Here is a 17,525-nt window from a genome sequence, read left to right on the forward strand (position 1 = left end):
GGCGACGTCTCGAGGGTGTTCATGGTTTGAGGGGCTCAACATAGCAGGAAGATCGCCGCCACAGGGCGACAGTAGCCGACAGCAACAGCACGAGTCCCAGCACGGGGCTCTGTCCAACACCTGTACAGGCCAGCATCGATAGCATCAAGGCCGCTACGCCCCAGCGGCTGGGGCGCAGATGCTGCAGCATGAGCATGGCCACCAAAATAGCTAGCAGGCCAATGACTCTGGCCCACAACAGGTAGCCCGGGTCGCCGATCCAGGCGGCACCTGCTTGCAGGAGTGCGCTGAAGGCCAGCCCCGCTCCCTGCAATCTGGCCAGCGGACGCTCCTGACGGGCGCTGATCAATAGCAGCGCCAGAAAGCCGCCCGAGGTCGATATTCCCCAGGCGAGCAGGACGATGGCGCCCAATGCCAGCCATTCCTTCTGGTCGGTCGACAGCTCGACGTTACCCATTAGCGGTACCACGAACAGTGCCGCAGCAGTTCCCCAGAGCACCAGTGAGGCTGCGGAGAGAATATTTGCCCTTCCCCGGCTGTGCGTGGCATCGGGGAGCAGTAGCCTGGAGAACTGCACGACTACCCCGGAGAGGCCGCTCAGGATGTGGTTCAGGATCAGGAAGAAGGGGAGAAACGTCGGCGCCAGTGGTGCCAGCAGAAAGGGCGTCAGGCGGTCGTGGAGCGTGCCCCATACCCCTAGTAGTGAGAGGTGCAGAGCCGCTCCCAGCTGCCCCTTGCCTGCAAGGGGTAGCCAGAGAAGCAGGTGGCGGCTGCAGATCACACTGATGATTGCCTGCGCCAGATAGCCCAGGCTCACCGCCACGCCTGCCGACACCGCAGGCGACAGGGGCGATATTTGTTGAAGCAGCCACCAACTGAGCAGCGCGCAGGGCCAGGCAACCTGGGCGATCAGCAGGCCACCCAGGCGCCTGCCTTCGGTGATCATTGGCGATGAGTAGTTGAACAGTGCGAACAGGCAGCCGGCGGCGGCCCCTATCAGGTACTCCTGGCTAGACTTGTCGTCGCTCCAAAGAGGCCAGCCGACCATGACCGCAGCCAGCAGAAGCAGGGTCGCGATCATCCGGTGCCCGAGTGCGTAGCGCCAGGTACGATCCCATTCGATCGACCCACTGCGTTCCCGCAGGAAGAGCGAGGTGTATCCAAGGTCCGCCAGGAAGATCAGAGTGGTCAGCAGCAGGTGGGCGAGCCCGACCGTTCCGTAGACCGATGTTCCCAGCTGATCCAGTAGCCGCAACTGGAATGTGAAGTTGGCGATCTGTCCCAGTCCGTAGGTGGCCGCGGCCAGCAGTAGCGAACGTCTGAATGTGTCTTTCCCGGGGCTCTGCCCTTGCTCAAGGTCGCGTGAGAGCGATGGTCCCGGTGGGCTGGGTTTCACTGTGCGTGATCCGGAAACACCACCTGGCGCAGGGCCTCTTCGAATCCCAACTGCGGTTGCCAGCCAAGGATCGCGCGCGTGCGTGCGGGATTGCCTAGTTGGCTGGGGCGGTCGACACGGCGGACGCGTGCCGGGTCGACCTCGACCTCGACTCGCTGGCCAAGTATCTGCCCCAGTTGCAGGACCAGTTGCTGTACCGAGTGCTCGATGCCGGAGCACAGGTTCAGGGTATCGAAGGGCACGTCGCGCCGGGGGTCATTGACCATGGCGATCAGGCCGCGGGCGATATCGTCTGCGTGCAGGTAGTCTCGTCGCGGAGACAGGTTGCCCAGCCGCACCTTTCCATCCGTCGCGCCGCGCAGCTGTGCCAGTATTTCCGGAATCAGATGTCCGTTCGGGTCGTCATGGCCGATGGCGTTGAATATGCGTGCCACCCTACCGCTGCGCACACCGTCACCGCGGCTGCTCCAGAACTTCAACTGTTGCTCGTTGCTGTACTTGGACAGCGCATAGTTGTCACAAGGCGCGAGAGGACTGTCGAGCTCCGATAGCGGGCTTTCCTGCCACGCGTAGACGGCGCCGCTCGAGGCGATCACCACGCGTCCTATACCTGCGTGCTCGGCTGCAGCCAGAAGGCGCTCGGTACCCACCACGTTGACGTCCAGGCAATGGGCGCGGCGGATCTCACACGTGGGAATGTGGTGGACGGCGGCCAGGTGCAGGATGGCCGCTGGATTGAAATCATTGAGCAGGGCGGTCAGCGTATCGGCATCGCGGATGTCGCCATTTACCGACAGAGTCGCTTCCTCCGGCATCGGCAAGCCGCTCGACAGGTCGTCGAGCACTGCCACTTCGCCCCCTGTCGCGCGCCATTGGCGGGTCGCCCTGCGGCCCAGCATTCCTGCTCCACCGGTGATGAGAAGGCGCATTAATTCTGCTCCCCCACGATCAGTCGACGACGTAGCCAGTCAGGGGCCCAGCCCAGAGGGCGATGCAGCGGCTGCAACAGCAGGCGAGCTGCCAGGACCAGGCTGAGGCCAGCGAAGGTGGCAATGAATACGAACAGGCCAACCCAGAGTGGGCTGCGCATCTTGATCGGTTGGTTGGAGAGAGCCGAGCGGGTCTTGATGCCAATGGCCTGCTGTCGGGCTTCCGCCAACGCCAGCTTGAGGTTCATGTCTTCGGTGGCTTCCTGCTCCATGGCCGACAGGTGCGGGTGGGCCGCCAGCAGCTTGGTGCGGTTTTCCTGCAGCTTGTCGATGATTTCCTTGCCCGAGGCTGCATTTCGGATGGTCTCGTCCATGCCGAGCAGTATCTGGGCGGTCCAGTTCAGCTTCTCCAGTTCTCGCTGGGTCTTGCGAGACTTGGCTTGCAGCTCGGAGATCGTCGCCTCCAGCGCCACGATCTGGGGTAGCGGGGCGAGATACTTCCCGCCGCCGTCGCTGACCGAGACAATCGTGTTCTTCACGTCGCGCAGTTCCGGGTAGCGTTCCAGTAGACGCTGCATATCCTCTACACGTTGCTGCGCCTGTTCGATCTCGAATTCGGTTTGCAGCAGATCGAGGCTGAGTTTGGGGCGTTGTGCCAACGCCACCTGGCTGCTGCGGACAAGGCCGATCAGGCTGTTGGCCACCAGAGCTTCGCGGAGGTGCCGGGTCAGGGCGTCGAGCTTCAGGTTCGACTGTTCCGCATTGCGTGCTCTTATACCCAGCTCCAGGCCAAGGCCACGAGTGTTTTGGAACTCCGCTGGCGGAATTGGATTTTCGCGAAGGTCGTCTCGGCTCAAGGCGGAACGGTAGCGCACGGTGTTGGTCCAGAAACTGGCATTTAGCGCGCTTTGCCGTAGGCCCTGGTCATTTTCATCATCGCCAGCTCCGAAGGAGCGACTTACCCAGCGTTCGTCCCACAGGAAGGGCTGTGCCTGTCGCCATTCTTCAAGCGTGACCCCTGGCACCTCTATCAGGGCGGTAGCGGTATACAGTGGGCGTCCGGCCACCCAGATGGCGGCGGCCAGAGCGAGCAGAAGGGCTGGCAGAAAAAACAACCTGCCGAAGCGTTGATAGAAGCGCAAGACACGAAGGGCAAGTTCACCCAGTGAAATTTCGTCTTCCCGAGTGGTGCTGGGTGCTCTTACTGCCGTTGAGTGCATGGTTCAACCTGAAAGGGAGTGCTGAGGCCTTCTGTCGGCCGTCAGGTTCCGGTCGTACATTCATGCCTAGAGGTGCCGGGAATTTGCCATAGCCGTCAGGACGTTGCAAAGGGGGAAGGCGATCCCGGCGCTTCGGAGTCGAGTTTTCCCGAGTTCAGAGGAAGGCTGCATTCCGGCAGCTTTCTCTTCATCTTTTCCCGCGTGAGTCATCACGATACTGGCAAAACAGCCTTTCCCTGATCTGCAGAAGCTAAATCGCCGTATGTTGGATCTTCCCTGTCCTGACTGTGGAGCACAGGAGCCTCGCCTGAGTTGGCGTCGAGATCGCCACTTTCTGTCGGTGAGTGCCTGCTAGTAGGAGCTGTGGCCTGGGGAGACGTATGAGAGGGCAGATCCGCCCCTTGAGTCTGCGCAGTGGCTATTCGCGTTCGATGGCTCGTCTGATCAACGGGCTCTTCGCTAGCGTCAGGTCGCGCGGGTTACCCGACCGATCGTCTCAGTAACCTGAAAAGGCGTACCAGCGGATACAGGAAAGACAGGCCTCTGGGGAGCTCTATCCACTGGCTGTCCTTGCCGGTGGGGCTCAGCCAACCGCTCAAGGCATGCACCCGTGCGCGCCAGTCGTCTTGCAGGGCTATATCCAGCGCCGCTCGCTTGAGCGGGCCGATCCGCTTTGCCACCTGATCATCGGAGAGGGAATCCCTGATTGCCGCCAGCGCCAGTGTCACCATGGCCCGGCTGGCTCGGCAGGGACGGCGTATCCGTTGCAGTGGCTCCGCTACCGATAAACCGAAAAGTTTTTCGAGGAGGGTGAGGCAGGTATCGAGCATTGCACAGGTGCCGGTTCTCTGGAACTCCCGTGCGACCTGCTCCGGGTCTAGGTTTGTACACTGAAGCAGAGCGTAGATATCAATGAGCCAGATCAGCCGGCGGAAGCAATGCTGATTCGCATGGGCAACCAAATAGGGCAGGGCTGGTATCGGTGCTAGGCTCGCGACGGGTGTGCCCTGGATGTCGACCACCTGGCTCAGGCCGCTAGTGTCTGGAAGCAGGTGCTGGTGGCGCAGCAGGCGCTGATGCAGTTCGATGCGGGGCTGGTTCTGGTGTAGCAGCACCAGTTCATGGGTGCCCTTGGGAAGAGGCAGGCATTGCCCGGGGGCGGGCAGATAGCCCTGCTGGCTCAGCACCTCGAGTGCTATTGGCCAGTGCCGTTCCGGAATCAATATGTCCAGGTCCACCCCACCCCTGGAGCCCAGCGAACCATGGGCCTGGATGGCCAGCGCGGGCCCCTTCAGTGCCACTGGCTGCAAGTCCCGCTCGGTAAGAGCTGTCGCTACGACTTTGAGTGTTCCGCCCAGCTGTAGGGCGCGAAATGCGATGGCTCGCTTCTCCTGCATCAACGCGGTCGTCCATGTGTCGCCGAGCGCTTCGACCCGGGAAGCATCGAGCAGGCCGGCGATACCGTGGTGCCTCACGAAGGATTGAATCTCCGGTGCCGGCACCCGTTCGAATCCGCGCTCGAAACCCATGAGCCACAAAGTACAGTCCAGCACTGCGCTGGAGGGATGGCGGGCATCGTCTCGAGGTGCGCTTTCACTGGGGTGGTGAGGATGGAGAGCGGGCATGGTCGGGTCAGGGGCCTGAGGCAGGTTGGCAATGCGCTTCTGGGGCTGTAGCGTAATGCCATCGAGCCAAGGATGTAACCATTTGAAGTCGTCGCGATCATTTGCCGGATACCTTGCGGAACTGCACCTGCGTTACGGCGATGAAGCGGCTGACGTACGTCATGAGCTCTTTTATCTGGCTGCAGGCAGGGCGCCCTTCATTGCAGGCTTGCGAGCTTTGGGTGCCCTGCTGCGAGATGCCTGGCTACTGATGCGACGTTCCGAGCAGACGCTGCCGGCTGGCGGCCATCGACGGGCCATTCTGATCGCGACACTGCCAGGGGTGAGTGGGTGGGGCACTCTGGAGCGCAGCCTGGCATCGCTCGCTGCGGCGGCATACGAGCCTGTCATACTCGCTCATCCTCGGTTGGCCGCCGAGATTTTTCCTGACCATCTACGGATCGCTCGTCCAGCACGACCAGGAAGCACGGCCATGTTGGCCGCCATGGGCGTCTTCGGGCGCACGCTGTCGAAAGGTTGGCCACTGATACTGGCCTGCTGCCTGGCTCGCCGGCACCTATGGCGAGGTAGTCTGGGGCGTACTCTGCGCGACACCGAGGGCGTTCTGCTGTTGCACAACGATTTCGATCTGATGAGCCGAGCGGCGCTTGGTCATGGCCTGCCCTCCATTTGCCTGCAGCATGGAGTACCGACGGATGAGTTCTTCCCGGTCCAGGCCGACTGGTATCTGATCTGGGGTGGCAGTAGTCGTGAGGCTTTCCATTCCGAACAGCTCCCACCGAACAGGCTTGTTGAGGATGCACTGGGGAGGCAAGTAGCCGGAGCCCTTTTGCATGAGCCTCCGCAAGGCCTGTCTCTGCTGTCGCAGACCCACGCCCAGATACTGGGGCCGGATATTGCTCCCGCATTACGAGATTTTGCCCGCGAACTGCTGGCGCTCGATCCGCACCTGCGGATTCTGCTGCATCCGCTGGAGCGTGACCCGTATGACGGCGGTGCGGCTCATGCTATAAGACGTCCCCCTCATTCGGAGCTGCAAGCCGGGGCTTGCCAGCCGAGAATGGTGTTGGGCTATTGCTCGACCGCCATGCTGGATGCCGCTGCTGCAGGGCATTGGGTGGTTGGTCTGGGGCTGCCCTTGGAGGGCAACGATGCCGCCCGTTCCGTGCTGTCTCCGCCCTTGCGCGTCGAGTCAGCGGCGCAGGCCGTTGAGCTTTGCCACCGGCTGCAGCGGGACTCGGCGTTTCGTGAAGCGTCTGCGGCCGCCCAGTCTCGCTGGTTGAGCTCCAGCTTTTCCACAGAAACAGGCGGACTTGTCCGGTTGCTACACAGGGTCGGACGTCTGTCGCCGGAGTTTACGCAATGACGCTACGGGTTCTTCATGTCAGCAAGGAGTTCGAGCCTCTGTCCAGTGGCGTGGCCCGCCATATCCAGGGGTTGGCGAACGCCATGCGGGACTCGGAAGCCGTCGAGCCGATCTTGCTTGCCCCGCAAGTAGATGCCGTTGGCACTCCCGGCGATATTCGCCAGGGCGGCTATGGCAGCCTGTGGAAAGCCATAGGTGAAAGCGATCTGGTGCATGTTCACGGGGCGCGTACTCCTTTTGCCGCCGCTGCTGCCTTCCTGGCCTGGCTGCGGGGGGCTCCTGTGGTCTATACGCCGCACTGTTACTACGACGCGGGCGGGCCTGGACGGCGTGCGCTCAAGAGGTTCTGGGACCTGACGGTCGAGCGATTTCTGATGCGGGCTTCCGGTGTGGTGGTACTGCTACATGAAGGCTGGATCGCCGATCTGGCCGGGCGCGGTCTTCATCCGGCCAGGGTGCTGATCGTTCCGAACTGTATCGATGATCGGCGTGAGGCGGAGGCCGTGGCTGTCGAACGTCTCGACGGGCTACCCGCGCTGCTGTCGATCGGACGGCTCGACCCGGTCAAACGACTCGATGATGTGATTGCCGCGTTGAGTGCGCCATCGTTAGAACGTGCGGTTTTTCATATCGTCGGACGAGGTGAGGATCGCTCACGGCTCGAAGGGCTGGCGGAGCGATCCGGCGTAGCTGGGCGTGTTCGCTTTCATGGCTGGCAGGACGATACCGCCTCGGCGCGGATGATGGCTGGCTGCGATGCCATGGTGCTGGCTTCGGAGCGCGAGGGGATGCCGACGGTGGTGTTGGAGGCCTTGCTGGCACGAGTGCCGATTGCCTGTTCTGACATCGAGGGTTGTCGTTCCATCACCCGTGAAGTGGGATGGAATCTGACGTTTCCCGTTGGCGATGTTCCTGCGTTGGGCTCCTGCCTTTCCCACGCCGCGCGTAGCAATGTATCGGATGAGGTCGTGGAGGCGGTCAAGGCCGGATTTACCTGGCAGCGCAAGGTGCAGGAGCTGATTGCCACATACCGGGAGTTGGCCGTGCCTGCCCGGCGGCAGGAGGTTTCATGAAGCGACTGGCCGCCTACCTGACCGACTATGACAACCCCCGCTCGCTCGGCGCGCGCATGCGCGTAAGGCGTATCGGGCCGTTGTTGGCGATGATCGATCAGGCCTATGCTCGCCATGGCCATGTCAACCTGGTGGATGTGGGCGGAACGCAGCGCTACTGGAGCCTCCTCCCTCGGGATTACCTGGACTCGCGTGGTGTCTCGATCACGCTGATCAATATTTGCCATGGCGACCAAGTTGCGCGCCACCCCCGCTTCAGACTCGTCGAGGGTGATGGTTGCGATCTGAGCAGCTTCCCTGACAAGACCTTTCATGTCGCTCACTCCAATTCCGTCATCGAGCATGTGGGGGAGGCGGATCGCGTGGCGAAGTTCGCCCGCGAGCTGGAGCGGGTGGCCGATCATTATTTCATTCAGACCCCTGACTTCTGGTGCCCGCTGGAGCCCCACTGCATGACTCCGTTCTTTCACTGGCTGCCGCGCAAGGTTCGTGTCTGGCTGGTGGGCAGGGTGTCTCTTGGCCACTGGCCGCGCGCATCCAGCCGGGAGGAAGCCGAGGAGCTGGTGGATAGCGCCAGGCTCTTGTCCCTGCAAGAACTGCGGTCGCTGTTGCCTCAGGGGCAGATCATCCGAGAGCGCTTTTTCGGCCTGCCCAAATCATTGATTGCAGTGAGCTCATGATCCGAGGTTTTTCTGTGTCGCTTGCGGCGGCGCCCCTGCGCACGTTGAGATTCGTCAGGCAATGTGGCGCAAGTGGCGCCGGCATTGTTTCCATGCTGTTGCTTCAGATGAGCAAGGCGATTCTTGATGCCCTGTCGGCCCTGTTGCTCGCAGCCTTGCTGACTACGCTTCTGCCGCTAAAGAGCACGCTGCCGGGCTGGTACCTCCAGCTTCAGGCATTATTGGGCAGCAGCATGGGCGGCCTTCTGTCTCCCTTCCTGTTGCTGTTGTTGGGGCTGATTCTGTTCAAGGGCCTGCTGAGTCCGGCGGTTGCCTGGTTGCGTGGCCGATTGATTGACCAGTGGATTCTCCTGATATCCATGAAGGTGTTCGCGGACGAGTTGCTATCGGATGATCCACAGCGCCTGAGCACCCATGTGCAAGGCGGCAACGTGTCCGTCAATTACACGGTTCCTCGGATCGTCATGGGTAGTCTCTTGCCCGTGCTGGATCTGCTGACCGAGTGTGTGGTGGTGATGGCACTGCTGGGGTTTCTGCTGGTGCAGGAGCCCCAGGCCACATTAGCCATGGTCGCAGCTCTGGGAGCAGCCCTTGGTGCTGTTTTCCTTCTGTCGCAGCGTCTTAGGGGGAGTCAGGGCAGGCTGCGAATAAGGCATCAGACCCTGATGCAGCGCTGGGTGACCGATAGCCTTGCCGCCATGCGGGAGGTCAGGCTCTACCGGCTCGTGCCGGAGATTCTCGAGCGATACAGACCGTTGGCCAGGGGCCTTGCTCATGCGACGGCGCGCGAGCGGACTCTCACGGATATTCAGTCGCCTGCCATGGAGCTGTTGTTCCTGTTGATTCTTGGTGCGGCTGTAGTAATTGCAAGCGATCACGCCGGTGCCGCCGACATGCATTCACTGGCGTTGTTTTCGGCGCTGGGGCTGCGTCTGACACTTAGCTTCAGGCGGATGGTACTTAGCGTGCAGGCGATTCAATTTTCCCGCTTCGAACTTGAGCGGGCAGCTAGTCGGGCGCCAGGGCGGGAAACGGTGCCAGGAGCAAGGGCCTCTTGCGCTCGTCCACAGCAGGAGGATGTCTTGCTGGAGTGCGAGTCGTTGTATTACCGATATCCCGGCACAAGTCGAGATGTCATCAACGATCTACGGCTGGTGTTGCGCAGAGGGGAGTGGCTCGGTCTGGTCGGCGAGTCCGGAGCGGGAAAGTCGACCCTGGTCGATCTGCTTATCGGCGAACATCAACCAAGCCAAGGGGCTATTCATTGGCAGTTTGGTATCGAGCAGGGTGTTATCGGCTACGTCGGTTCATCCACCACATTGATCCCCGGAACCCTGCGCGACAACGTCACCTTCCTGAGCCCCGGTTACAAGGATGAGCAGGTTCTGGATGCACTGAAAGTCGCCGCCATCGACTCCTTGGTGGAGCGTTTCCCTGAAGGCCTGGACGTACCGGTCGAGGCGTTCGAATTACGGATATCCAATGGGGAGCGGCAGCGCATCGGCCTGGCCAGGGCTCTGCTTCATTCCGCTGGGTTGCTGATTCTTGACGAGGCAACGGCGTCCTTGGATCAACTGACGGAGGCTCGATTCTTGACACAGCTTCGTGCAGCACGCCCTGGTCTGGCAGTATTGCTGATCACTCATCGATTGAGCGCCCTGGTCAATACGGACCGCAATGTGATCATGGCCAACGGCGCGCTGGACACGTTTGTCATGAGCGAAGCTCAAGGACAGGTAGGATAAAAGATATGCATTTGGCGTTCGTCCTCGGCACTCGCCCTGAAATCATAAAGCTCTCATCATTGATCACCGCCTGCGTTCGCGATGGCTTGCCATATACGCTGATCCACACCAATCAGCACTACGCTGCAGCTATGGATCGGATGTTCTTCGAGGAGTTCGGCCTTCCTTCCGCCCATTTCAACCTGGGGGTCGGGTCAGCTCCGGCTGGTGTACAGCTTGGGCGCATGATGTTGGGAATAGAACCTGTCCTGCAGGAAATGAAACCTGACTGCGTCATCGTTCAGGGTGATACCAACAGCGCCCTGGCAGGTGGGTTGGCCGCCAGCAAGGCAGGAATTCCGGTGGCGCATGTGGAGGCCGGCCTGCGAAGCTTCGACCGGAGCATGCCGGAAGAAACCAATCGAATCCTGCTCGATCACCTTGCCAGCTCCTGGTTCTGTCCTTCGCCGTTGCAGGTTGAACTGTTAGCCAGAGAGGGCATTCGCGGCCCCGATGTGCATATCACCGGCAATACGGGGAACGATGCGACACTCCATTATTCCCAGTTAGCCGTCGAGCGCTCGAATATTCACGACAGCCTCGGACTGCGGCACGAAGGCTATCTGTTGTTGACGTGCCATAGGCCATCAAACACGGATGATCCAGAACACTTCGCACAGCTCATGCATGCGGTGCAACGCCTCGCTGAGGAGCGTGAGCTGCAGGTGGTCTTTCCCGTTCATCCGCGCCTTGGTCAGAGGAACTGGGAGGTTCTCAGGAACAAGAGCCGCATTAGAACGATCGACCCGGTGGGATACCTGGACATGCTTGCGTTGCTGCAGGGGGCGGCTCTGGTGCTGACGGATAGTGGTGGCATGCAGGAGGAAGCATGCGTACTTCGACGTTGCTGCCTGATCCTCAGGCCCAACACCGAGCGTCCGGAAAGCCTTGAAACGGGTGGGGCCAAGCTGGTTTCTTCCGTTGCCGAGGACGCTCTCATCGAGGCGGCTCAGGAGCTGGAGCGTTCCCAAGTGGTTTGGAAGAATCCTTTTGGGGATGGCAAGGCATATCGACAGATTCTCGAGGCGCTGCATAAGCAGCTTTCTCCACGCGGCTGCTAATCGATACTGAGATTCTCGCTATTTGGAGGGCGACGCTCATCATCCAGGCTGACGAGCGAAGCGGCTTATTTTCCACACCTTGAGCCAAGCAGGGGGCGTGTACTCGCTAGGCCATGGCGAAAGCCTCAGCAGGCGGAGTGCTCCCCTTGAGGAACATCCGATTCAGCCATCGGTACAACGGATCGCGATGCCTTTGAGCTTGCGGCTCTGGATGGTTTCTATCTCCCTGTTCCACAGGGCGCCGCTGAAGTAGGCGGCGTCCAAACACCTCAGATCCCTCCGTAACATGTTCTGGCTGCTTGAGGCCTCTGAATGGTCGAGATATTCAGGATCGCAAACACCATCCCCTCTGGCCGGATGGGCGTGCTACGAAGAGGTTCTTCGCAATCTTGGCGTTGGGTGAGATCGCTCTAGAACGTACCTGGGTAGGCTCCGCCATCGATCAACAGGTTCTGCCCCGTGATATAGCCACTGTGGATGCTGCACAGGAAGGCGCAGAACGCCCCAAACTCGTCAGCGCTGCCGAAACGGCCCGCCGGAATCGCCTGGCGCCGTGACTGGGCGACCGCCTCCAGATCGCTATCGCCTCGGCTGGCAGCCATCAGGGTCTTCTGCAAGCGTGCGGTATCGAAGGCTCCAGGCAGCACGTTGTTCAGTGTCACATTTCTCGCCGCCAGGCTGGGTTGGCGAGCCAGGCCGGCGATGAAGCCCGTCAACCCGCTGCGGGCACCATTGGACAAGCCAAGGATGTCGATAGGTGCCTTCACCGCTCCGGAGGTGATGTTGATCACTCGCCCGAATCCGCGCTCCGCCATGCCATCCACGACCGCCTTGATCAGCTCGATAGGCGTGAGCATGTTCGTATCGAGTGCCTTGAGCCAATCCTCACGGTCCCAGTGGCGGAAATCCCCGGGAGGAGGGCCACCGGCATTGTTGATGAGAATGTCTACCGGCTCGCAGGAGGCCAGCAGTTGCTGGCGTACCACGGGCAGCGAGACATCCCCGACCACGGTGCGCACTTCTATGCCTGGTGCCTGGCTGCGCAGCTCTGCTGCGGTCTGCTCAAGCGTTTCAGCACCGCGAGCGTTGATAACCAGATTGACGTCTTCGCGCGCAAGTGCCAGCGCACAGCCTTTACCGAGCCCTTGGCTGGCGGCGCAGACGATTGCCCAACGCCCTTGTATGCCCAGATCCATGTGATCTCCCCAAGCTGTTAAGTGATGAAGCGCTTCAAGGATTGATAGACACTGGCCGAAGCGATCATGAGCATGTTACCTGGGCAGCCTCGATCAGTGCCCCAGTTGCATGGATAACATGGGGCAACTTTTGGCGAATGGATCAGCTGGTGCATCCAGTACTTCCCCACTCTGGGCGGGAAGTAGTGCCAGAGCTCATACGGCTCAGACTCCGAACGCTCAACGAACGATTTAGAGTCAGAATCGTCGGGTAATTCGGCTCGGGCAGAGACGAGGCGTTCTGTTCGTTGCTCCAAGTGCTCTGCGTCACCTCATGGCGCTGCGCATTGGCCACCCCTGCATCGAGCCTTCCCTGCTGGGCCCTCAGCCGGGCCATTCGCTCCCCATTCACACCAGGAATAGATATGACGCATATCGTCGACAGCATTCGTCTTAGTACGCCGGATGATGCTCCCGAGCTTTTTCAAATTTGGCGACACGCAGTAGACGCGACCCATGATTTTCTTTCAGAAGAACATCTGGAGCTGATTTCCCAGCAGGTCAGGCATGAGTACCTGCCCATCGCCACATTCCACGTGGCTGTCGATGCGCAGAAGAGATCTTTGGCCTTCATGGGGATGACTGGCAACGCCATCGATAGCCTGTTCGTCGACCCGGCAGAGCATGGCAAAGGAGTCGGCAGGGATCTGGTCGAATTCGCCAAACAAAGCCACCGCATGCTGATACTCGATGTGAATGAACAGAACCCTGGCGCTCGGGCTTTTTATGAGCGCTTGGGCTTCAGTGTCGTCGGGCGCTCCGAGTTCGATGACTGCGGGAGACCCTATCCGATCCTCCATCTTCGCTACGAATAGTCGCTCAGGTACGGACCATTCACTTGCTATCAGAAACCAGCGGAGTCTTGACGGTGCCAGACAGCAAACCTTCGATTGTGCTTGGAACTTCGTGCTTGGTACGTGTCGATGTCCGGCTGGCAACCAGGGGTGATGCGCCTCTGTTTCCGGATATCGAGCGCTCCGCCGCGCAGGCTTTCCGCACCATTGACGAGCTGAGTTGGGTTGCCGATGGTGGCCCTATGCCCGCCGAGGAACATCACCGCTTCATTGATGCCGCCACATGCTGGGTGGTGGCCGATGCGGTGGGCGTATACGGCTTCCTGAGCGCGGAGCGGGTCGCGGATGCCTTGCATATACACGAGATATCGGTCGCACGGGCTTATCAGGGGCAGGGGTGGGGGAGGCGTCTGATAGAGGCGGCAGCTGCGCATGCCAGCTCTGCACGTCTGCATGCCATGACTCTGACCACATTCGGCCATGTGCCATGGAATGCCCCGTTCTACGAGCGGCTGGGGTTTCGGCGAGAAGACATCTCATCGCTTGATCGGCGCTTGGCCGATACCTTGCGTGCAGAGCACCAACAGGGATTCGCCCCTGGCAGTCGCTGCGCCATGGTACGGCCATTGCGGCCTCGCTAGCGGTTGCGAGAGCCATGATGCGGCGTTGGTGCTTGTCTGAGGGCCTATTGAGTGCGTTCAGGCCATATCGCTGCGATTGAACTCCTCTGCGAGGAAATCGATGAGCGTGCGCACTGAAGGTAGCAGGCCGCGGCGGGATGGGAAGATTGCATGGACGATGCCGCACTTCGGCCACCAGCCCGGCAACAGCTCGACCACCGTGCCGGCAGCCAGGTCCTCGCGTACCGCCACGCGTGGCATATGGGCGATGCCTACGCCGGCCAGCACGGCATTACGTAGCGCCAGAAGGTCGTCTGTCACCATGCGTGGTCTGTGTGGAATGAGCAGGCGTTCGCCTTCTCCGTTGAACAATTCCCACTGATAGTCCCGCTGCATGCCACCCCAATGCAGGCTGGGCAGTCTCCCCAGACTCGTGGGTGAGCTGTCTCCGGCAAGCCGTTCGAGCAGATTCGGCTGCCCCACTAGGCATTGAGTGCTGTTGCCCAGCACCTTCATGACCATGTCAGTGTTTTCCAGCGGCGGGAAACGGACCCGTAGCGCGATATCGAAGCCTTCATGCAGCAAGTCCACACGGCGGTTGGTGCTTTCTATGAACAGCTCCACCAGCGGGTACTTGAGCATGTAGCGCGTCAGCATCGGGCCGACCCAGGAGTTGAGCAGCGTGGTAGGGCAGGCCAGTCGCACCAGGCCTCGAGGCTCGCAGCGATTACGTTCGATTACCTCCGCGGCACTCTCCGCCTGCACCCGCATGGCCACGCAGCGCTGGTAGTACTCCTGGCCGATCTCGGTGAGCGAGAGGTGGCGGCTGGTGCGATGCAGCAGGCGCACGCCGAGCCGTTCCTCGAGCTGGGCGATACGCCGGCTAAGCTTGGATTTGGGTATGTCCAGGGCACGCCCGGCAGGGGCAAAGCCGCCGTGCTCCACCACCTGAGTGAAGTAGTAGAGGGTATTGAGGTCTTCCAAGATCGTTCTCCAAATAGAACGCTAGAGGTATTTTTTGCAGTCTAGTGCATCAAAGGTGTCGAATTTAATCTTTACCACATGCAGCAAGCACTGCATGACGAACACCAACCCTGCCGCCCCGTTCGGCACCACTGAAATGCGAGGAACGCCACCATGACTACTTCTTTCAAATACAACCGTCTGGACAAAGATAACGCTGCCGTTCTGCTGGTCGACCATCAGGCCGGTCTGCTGTCCCTGGTGCGCGACATCGAGCCGGACAAGTTCAAGAACAACGTCCTGGCCCTGGCTGACCTCGCCAAGTTCTTCAACCTGCCGACCATCCTCACCACCAGCTTCGAGACCGGCCCCAACGGCCCACTGGTTCCGGAGCTGAAGGAACTGTTCCCGGATGCGCCCTACATCGCCCGTCCGGGCCAGATCAACGCCTGGGACAACGAGGATTTCGTCAAGGCGATCAAAGCCACCGGCAAGAAGCAGCTGATCATCGCCGGCGTGGTGACCGAGGTGTGCGTGGCATTCCCGGCCCTGTCTGCCCTGGAAGAGGGCTTCGATGTGTTCGTGGTCACCGATGCTTCCGGCACCTTCAACCCGATCACCCGTGACTCGGCCTGGAACCGCATGAGCCAGGCCGGTGCCCAGCTGATGAACTGGTTCGCCGTCGCCTGTGAGTTGCACCGCGACTGGCGCAACGACGTCGAAGGACTGGCGAAGATCTGCTCCGACCATATTCCGGACTATCGCAATCTGATCACCAGCTACAACGCATTGACCGCCGGGAAGTAACGCGCCCGAAGCAGAACGCCGGAGTCTCGCAAGACTCCGGCGTTCTGCTGTCGAGTGGGCGTTGGGCCGGAGCCACCCTGTCTGCCGACGATGGGAGCACTCGGTGATCGGCAACGGGCATCTGGCGCCAGACGGGCGAGTCTTGATCAAGCCGTTTACCATCGATGTACCGGCGACGCGTGTACGCGAGGCGAGCGGTAGGTCGTGGCTGCGGAATGAGGGCAGGGCTGCGACGAGGCGTCACTGTGACTGTCATCATCGAGGGGATAGGCTGTGTTCTCCCGGCCTTGGTGGCCACGACCCGATGAGGGGTGAGAAATGCTCAGCAAACCCGCAGATGTCCAGTGCATGCTGGATGAGCGTGCCGCTGCATTCAGGGACATCCAGGCCTTCCTCAGAGACAGCGGCCCTATCGACAGCGAATACAAGCAGCGTGAGTTCGACAGGCTTCGAGAGAGGGCAGAAGCCATCGTGGCGGCACTCGGGGAATCGCTGGCCGCCTAGGGCTTGTCGAGCAGCGGCTTGTAAACCCAGCGGGCTGGCCCTAGCCTGGCGGACAGTTTTTTGCCGGTGCGCTTGATTCCATGCCAGGCTCCATTCATACCGTGATCCATTCCACGCCCCTGCGCGAGTCTGTGCGTGCTCAGGCATGCGCATGTTTTTCGCAACCGGCCTCCAGCGGTCCGAGCCGATTGCCGGTGATGTGCTCATGTCGCTGAAGCGCTTCGTGGCTCTGGCATGCGTGCTGTGGTGGGGCTCGCCAGTCTGGGCGAGCGACGAGGTCGTCGAGGTGTCCCACTGGTGGGTGTCGGATGGCGAGCGGTCCAGCATCGACGTAATCCGTCGCCACGTGGAGCGAGAAGGCTTGCGCTGGCAGGCTGAGGCCGCCGCCGGTAGCGGCACCAGTCGCTACAGCGATGTGCTGCGGCAGAGGGTCGACGCGGGGCGTCCTCCAATGGCGTCGCAGGTGATCGGCTATGACATTCATGAATGGGCCAGCCAGGGGAAACTGGTCGTGCTGGATGACGTCGCTCGCGAGCAGGAGTGGGACGAGGTGGTCCCCTATGACATCCAGCACCTCTCCAAGTACCAGGGCCACTGGGTGGCTGCTCCGATCAATGCCCACTCGACAAACTGGCTGTGGATCAACGGACCGCAGTTCGCTCGCCTGGGATTGGTGCCACCGGATACCTGGCCCGATCTGCTGGCGATACTCGAAAAGGCCAAGACCGCCGGTTTGATACCTCTGGCCATCGGGCGTGAGCAATGGGAGCACACGCTGCTGTTCGAATCGGTTGCGGTCGGGGCCGGTGGTGCCGAGTTCTATCGGCGGGTGTTTCTCGATTTGAATCCGAATGCGCGGGATATCCAGGTGCTGGAAGGCATTTTCCGGCGATTCGGTCAGCTGCGACCCTACCTAGACCCCGGATTCACGAAGCGTAGCTGGGATCAGGCGACCGACCTGGTCAGATCGGGGAAGGCGCTGATGCAGGTGCAGGGGAGCTGGGTCAATGGCGAGTTCCATCATCATTCGATGGTTCCCGGCAGGGACTACGAGTGCTTGCGCTTTCCCGATACGCAGGGTGTGTTCCTGTTCAACAGTGACCAGTACATGTTCTTCACCGAGAACACAGCGAGCGACGAAACCCGCAATGCATTCGTCCGTACCCTGATGCGTATAGAGCTGCAGCGTGAGCTGAACATCGCGACCGGTGCCGCCCCTGCACGCGTCGATGTACCGCGGGAGAGCTTCAACCGCTGCGGCCAGCAGGCCATCACCGATATGCGCGGTGCCAACATGCGACGCACGCTCATGGGGTCGATCGCCATGGGGAACGCCAATCCCGGCCCCGTCAAGCGAGCCATCTATCAGGTGGTGAGCGATCATCTTCTGGGGCGCATCGACGATGGCGAGGCCGTCAGCCGCATGCGGCAGATCATGGATGGTGCTTCCAGCCCGTAGGAGGCTTGC

Annotated in this window: 16 protein-coding genes; 10 read left to right on the plus strand and 6 right to left on the minus strand. The window is 60.9% G+C overall.

Annotation, left to right across the window (positions count from 1 at the left end):
* Window positions 1–19 precede the first annotated feature (19 nt).
* The 4 genes from IB234_RS10760 to IB234_RS10775 form a co-directional block, all read right to left on the minus strand.
* The gene (locus tag IB234_RS10760; protein WP_192317318.1) at window positions 20–1,396 is read right to left on the minus strand and encodes a hypothetical protein; all 1,377 of its coding nucleotides are present in this window, start codon (window positions 1,394–1,396) and stop codon (window positions 20–22) included.
* Window positions 1,393–2,325 carry an NAD-dependent epimerase/dehydratase family protein gene (locus IB234_RS10765; RefSeq protein ID WP_192317320.1) on the minus strand — a complete coding sequence of 311 codons (933 nt, stop codon included), beginning with the start codon at window positions 2,323–2,325 and terminating at the stop codon, window positions 1,393–1,395. The genes IB234_RS10760 and IB234_RS10765 overlap by 4 nt, the downstream gene beginning before the upstream one ends.
* The gene (locus tag IB234_RS10770) at window positions 2,325–3,200 is read right to left on the minus strand and encodes a hypothetical protein (RefSeq protein WP_192317322.1); all 876 of its coding nucleotides are present in this window, start codon (window positions 3,198–3,200) and stop codon (window positions 2,325–2,327) included. Before IB234_RS10770 ends, IB234_RS10765 begins: the two co-directional genes overlap by 1 nt.
* A gap of 824 nt (window positions 3,201–4,024) precedes the next feature.
* Window positions 4,025–5,074, minus strand: coding sequence for a nucleotidyltransferase family protein (locus tag IB234_RS10775; RefSeq protein ID WP_192317324.1), 1,050 nt, complete (start codon window positions 5,072–5,074; stop codon window positions 4,025–4,027).
* A gap of 568 nt (window positions 5,075–5,642) precedes the next feature.
* On the opposite strand from IB234_RS10775, the gene IB234_RS10780 reads away from it, so the two are divergent.
* From IB234_RS10780 to wecB, 5 genes are read left to right on the plus strand one after another with little or no spacing between them, the layout of a single operon-like run.
* On the plus strand, window positions 5,643–6,536 hold the full coding sequence (locus IB234_RS10780; protein WP_192317326.1) for a hypothetical protein: 894 nt from the start codon (window positions 5,643–5,645) through the stop codon (window positions 6,534–6,536).
* Window positions 6,533–7,609: a glycosyltransferase family 4 protein gene (locus IB234_RS10785; RefSeq protein ID WP_192317328.1), complete on the plus strand. Its 1,077-nt coding sequence runs from the start codon at window positions 6,533–6,535 to the stop codon at window positions 7,607–7,609. Before IB234_RS10780 ends, IB234_RS10785 begins: the two co-directional genes overlap by 4 nt.
* The gene (locus tag IB234_RS10790; protein ID WP_192317330.1) at window positions 7,606–8,289 is read left to right on the plus strand and encodes a methyltransferase domain-containing protein; all 684 of its coding nucleotides are present in this window, start codon (window positions 7,606–7,608) and stop codon (window positions 8,287–8,289) included. The genes IB234_RS10785 and IB234_RS10790 overlap by 4 nt, the downstream gene beginning before the upstream one ends.
* Window positions 8,286–10,034 (plus strand): ABC transporter ATP-binding protein, encoded by a 1,749-nt coding sequence (locus tag IB234_RS10795; protein WP_192317332.1) that lies wholly within the window; start codon window positions 8,286–8,288, stop codon window positions 10,032–10,034. Before IB234_RS10790 ends, IB234_RS10795 begins: the two co-directional genes overlap by 4 nt.
* Window positions 10,035–10,039: 5 nt before the next feature.
* Window positions 10,040–11,134 carry a non-hydrolyzing UDP-N-acetylglucosamine 2-epimerase gene (gene wecB / locus IB234_RS10800; protein ID WP_192317334.1) on the plus strand — a complete coding sequence of 365 codons (1,095 nt, stop codon included), beginning with the start codon at window positions 10,040–10,042 and terminating at the stop codon, window positions 11,132–11,134.
* A 410-nt stretch (window positions 11,135–11,544) separates the two neighbouring features.
* Here wecB and IB234_RS10805 read toward each other — a convergent pair whose 3' ends face one another.
* The gene (locus tag IB234_RS10805; RefSeq protein ID WP_192317336.1) at window positions 11,545–12,330 is read right to left on the minus strand and encodes an SDR family oxidoreductase; all 786 of its coding nucleotides are present in this window, start codon (window positions 12,328–12,330) and stop codon (window positions 11,545–11,547) included.
* A 404-nt stretch (window positions 12,331–12,734) separates the two neighbouring features.
* Here IB234_RS10805 and IB234_RS10810 point away from each other — a divergent pair, with 404 nt between their 5' ends.
* Window positions 12,735–13,184: an acetyltransferase gene (locus tag IB234_RS10810; RefSeq protein WP_192317338.1), complete on the plus strand. Its 450-nt coding sequence runs from the start codon at window positions 12,735–12,737 to the stop codon at window positions 13,182–13,184.
* A gap of 95 nt (window positions 13,185–13,279) precedes the next feature.
* On the plus strand, window positions 13,280–13,804 hold the full coding sequence (locus tag IB234_RS10815; RefSeq protein ID WP_192317340.1) for a GNAT family N-acetyltransferase: 525 nt from the start codon (window positions 13,280–13,282) through the stop codon (window positions 13,802–13,804).
* 57 nt (window positions 13,805–13,861) lie between these two features.
* Here IB234_RS10815 and IB234_RS10820 read toward each other — a convergent pair whose 3' ends face one another.
* Window positions 13,862–14,767: a LysR substrate-binding domain-containing protein gene (locus tag IB234_RS10820; RefSeq protein WP_192317342.1), complete on the minus strand. Its 906-nt coding sequence runs from the start codon at window positions 14,765–14,767 to the stop codon at window positions 13,862–13,864.
* 153 nt (window positions 14,768–14,920) lie between these two features.
* On the opposite strand from IB234_RS10820, the gene ycaC reads away from it, so the two are divergent.
* From ycaC to IB234_RS10835, 3 genes are all read left to right on the plus strand, one after another.
* Window positions 14,921–15,553, plus strand: a complete 633-nt coding sequence (gene ycaC / locus IB234_RS10825) for an isochorismate family cysteine hydrolase YcaC (RefSeq protein ID WP_192317344.1) — start codon at window positions 14,921–14,923, stop codon at window positions 15,551–15,553.
* A 318-nt stretch (window positions 15,554–15,871) separates the two neighbouring features.
* A complete protein-coding gene (locus tag IB234_RS10830) occupies window positions 15,872–16,057 on the plus strand; it encodes a hypothetical protein (protein ID WP_192317346.1) in 186 nt (61 codons plus the stop codon).
* Between the two features lie 205 nt (window positions 16,058–16,262).
* Entirely contained in the window at window positions 16,263–17,516 is a 1,254-nt protein-coding gene (locus tag IB234_RS10835) for an ABC transporter substrate-binding protein (protein ID WP_192317348.1), read from the plus strand.
* The last annotated feature ends 9 nt before the right edge of the window (window positions 17,517–17,525 follow it).

The sequence above is a fragment of the Pseudomonas sp. PDM16 genome (assembly GCF_014851865.1).
Lineage (GTDB): Bacteria > Pseudomonadota > Gammaproteobacteria > Pseudomonadales > Pseudomonadaceae > Aquipseudomonas.

Bases quoted from the DNA above. Each gene is read 5' to 3' on its own strand.
- ycaC (WP_192317344.1), top strand. From the start codon at position 14,921: ATGACTACTTCTTTCAAATACAACCGTCTGGACAAAGATAACGCTGCC.
- wecB (WP_192317334.1), top strand. From the start codon at position 10,040: ATGCATTTGGCGTTCGTCCTCGGCACTCGCCCTGAAATCATAAAGCTC.
- IB234_RS10780 (WP_192317326.1), top strand. From the start codon at position 5,643: ATGTTGGCCGCCATGGGCGTCTTCGGGCGCACGCTGTCGAAAGGTTGG.
- IB234_RS10835 (WP_192317348.1), top strand. From the start codon at position 16,263: ATGTCGCTGAAGCGCTTCGTGGCTCTGGCATGCGTGCTGTGGTGGGGC.
- IB234_RS10785 (WP_192317328.1), top strand. From the start codon at position 6,533: ATGACGCTACGGGTTCTTCATGTCAGCAAGGAGTTCGAGCCTCTGTCC.
- IB234_RS10805 (WP_192317336.1), bottom strand. From the start codon at position 12,330: ATGGATCTGGGCATACAAGGGCGTTGGGCAATCGTCTGCGCCGCCAGC.
- IB234_RS10790 (WP_192317330.1), top strand. From the start codon at position 7,606: ATGAAGCGACTGGCCGCCTACCTGACCGACTATGACAACCCCCGCTCG.
- IB234_RS10765 (WP_192317320.1), bottom strand. From the start codon at position 2,325: ATGCGCCTTCTCATCACCGGTGGAGCAGGAATGCTGGGCCGCAGGGCG.
- IB234_RS10795 (WP_192317332.1), top strand. From the start codon at position 8,286: ATGATCCGAGGTTTTTCTGTGTCGCTTGCGGCGGCGCCCCTGCGCACG.
- IB234_RS10775 (WP_192317324.1), bottom strand. From the start codon at position 5,074: ATGGGTTTCGAGCGCGGATTCGAACGGGTGCCGGCACCGGAGATTCAA.
- IB234_RS10810 (WP_192317338.1), top strand. From the start codon at position 12,735: ATGACGCATATCGTCGACAGCATTCGTCTTAGTACGCCGGATGATGCT.
- IB234_RS10830 (WP_192317346.1), top strand. From the start codon at position 15,872: ATGCTCAGCAAACCCGCAGATGTCCAGTGCATGCTGGATGAGCGTGCC.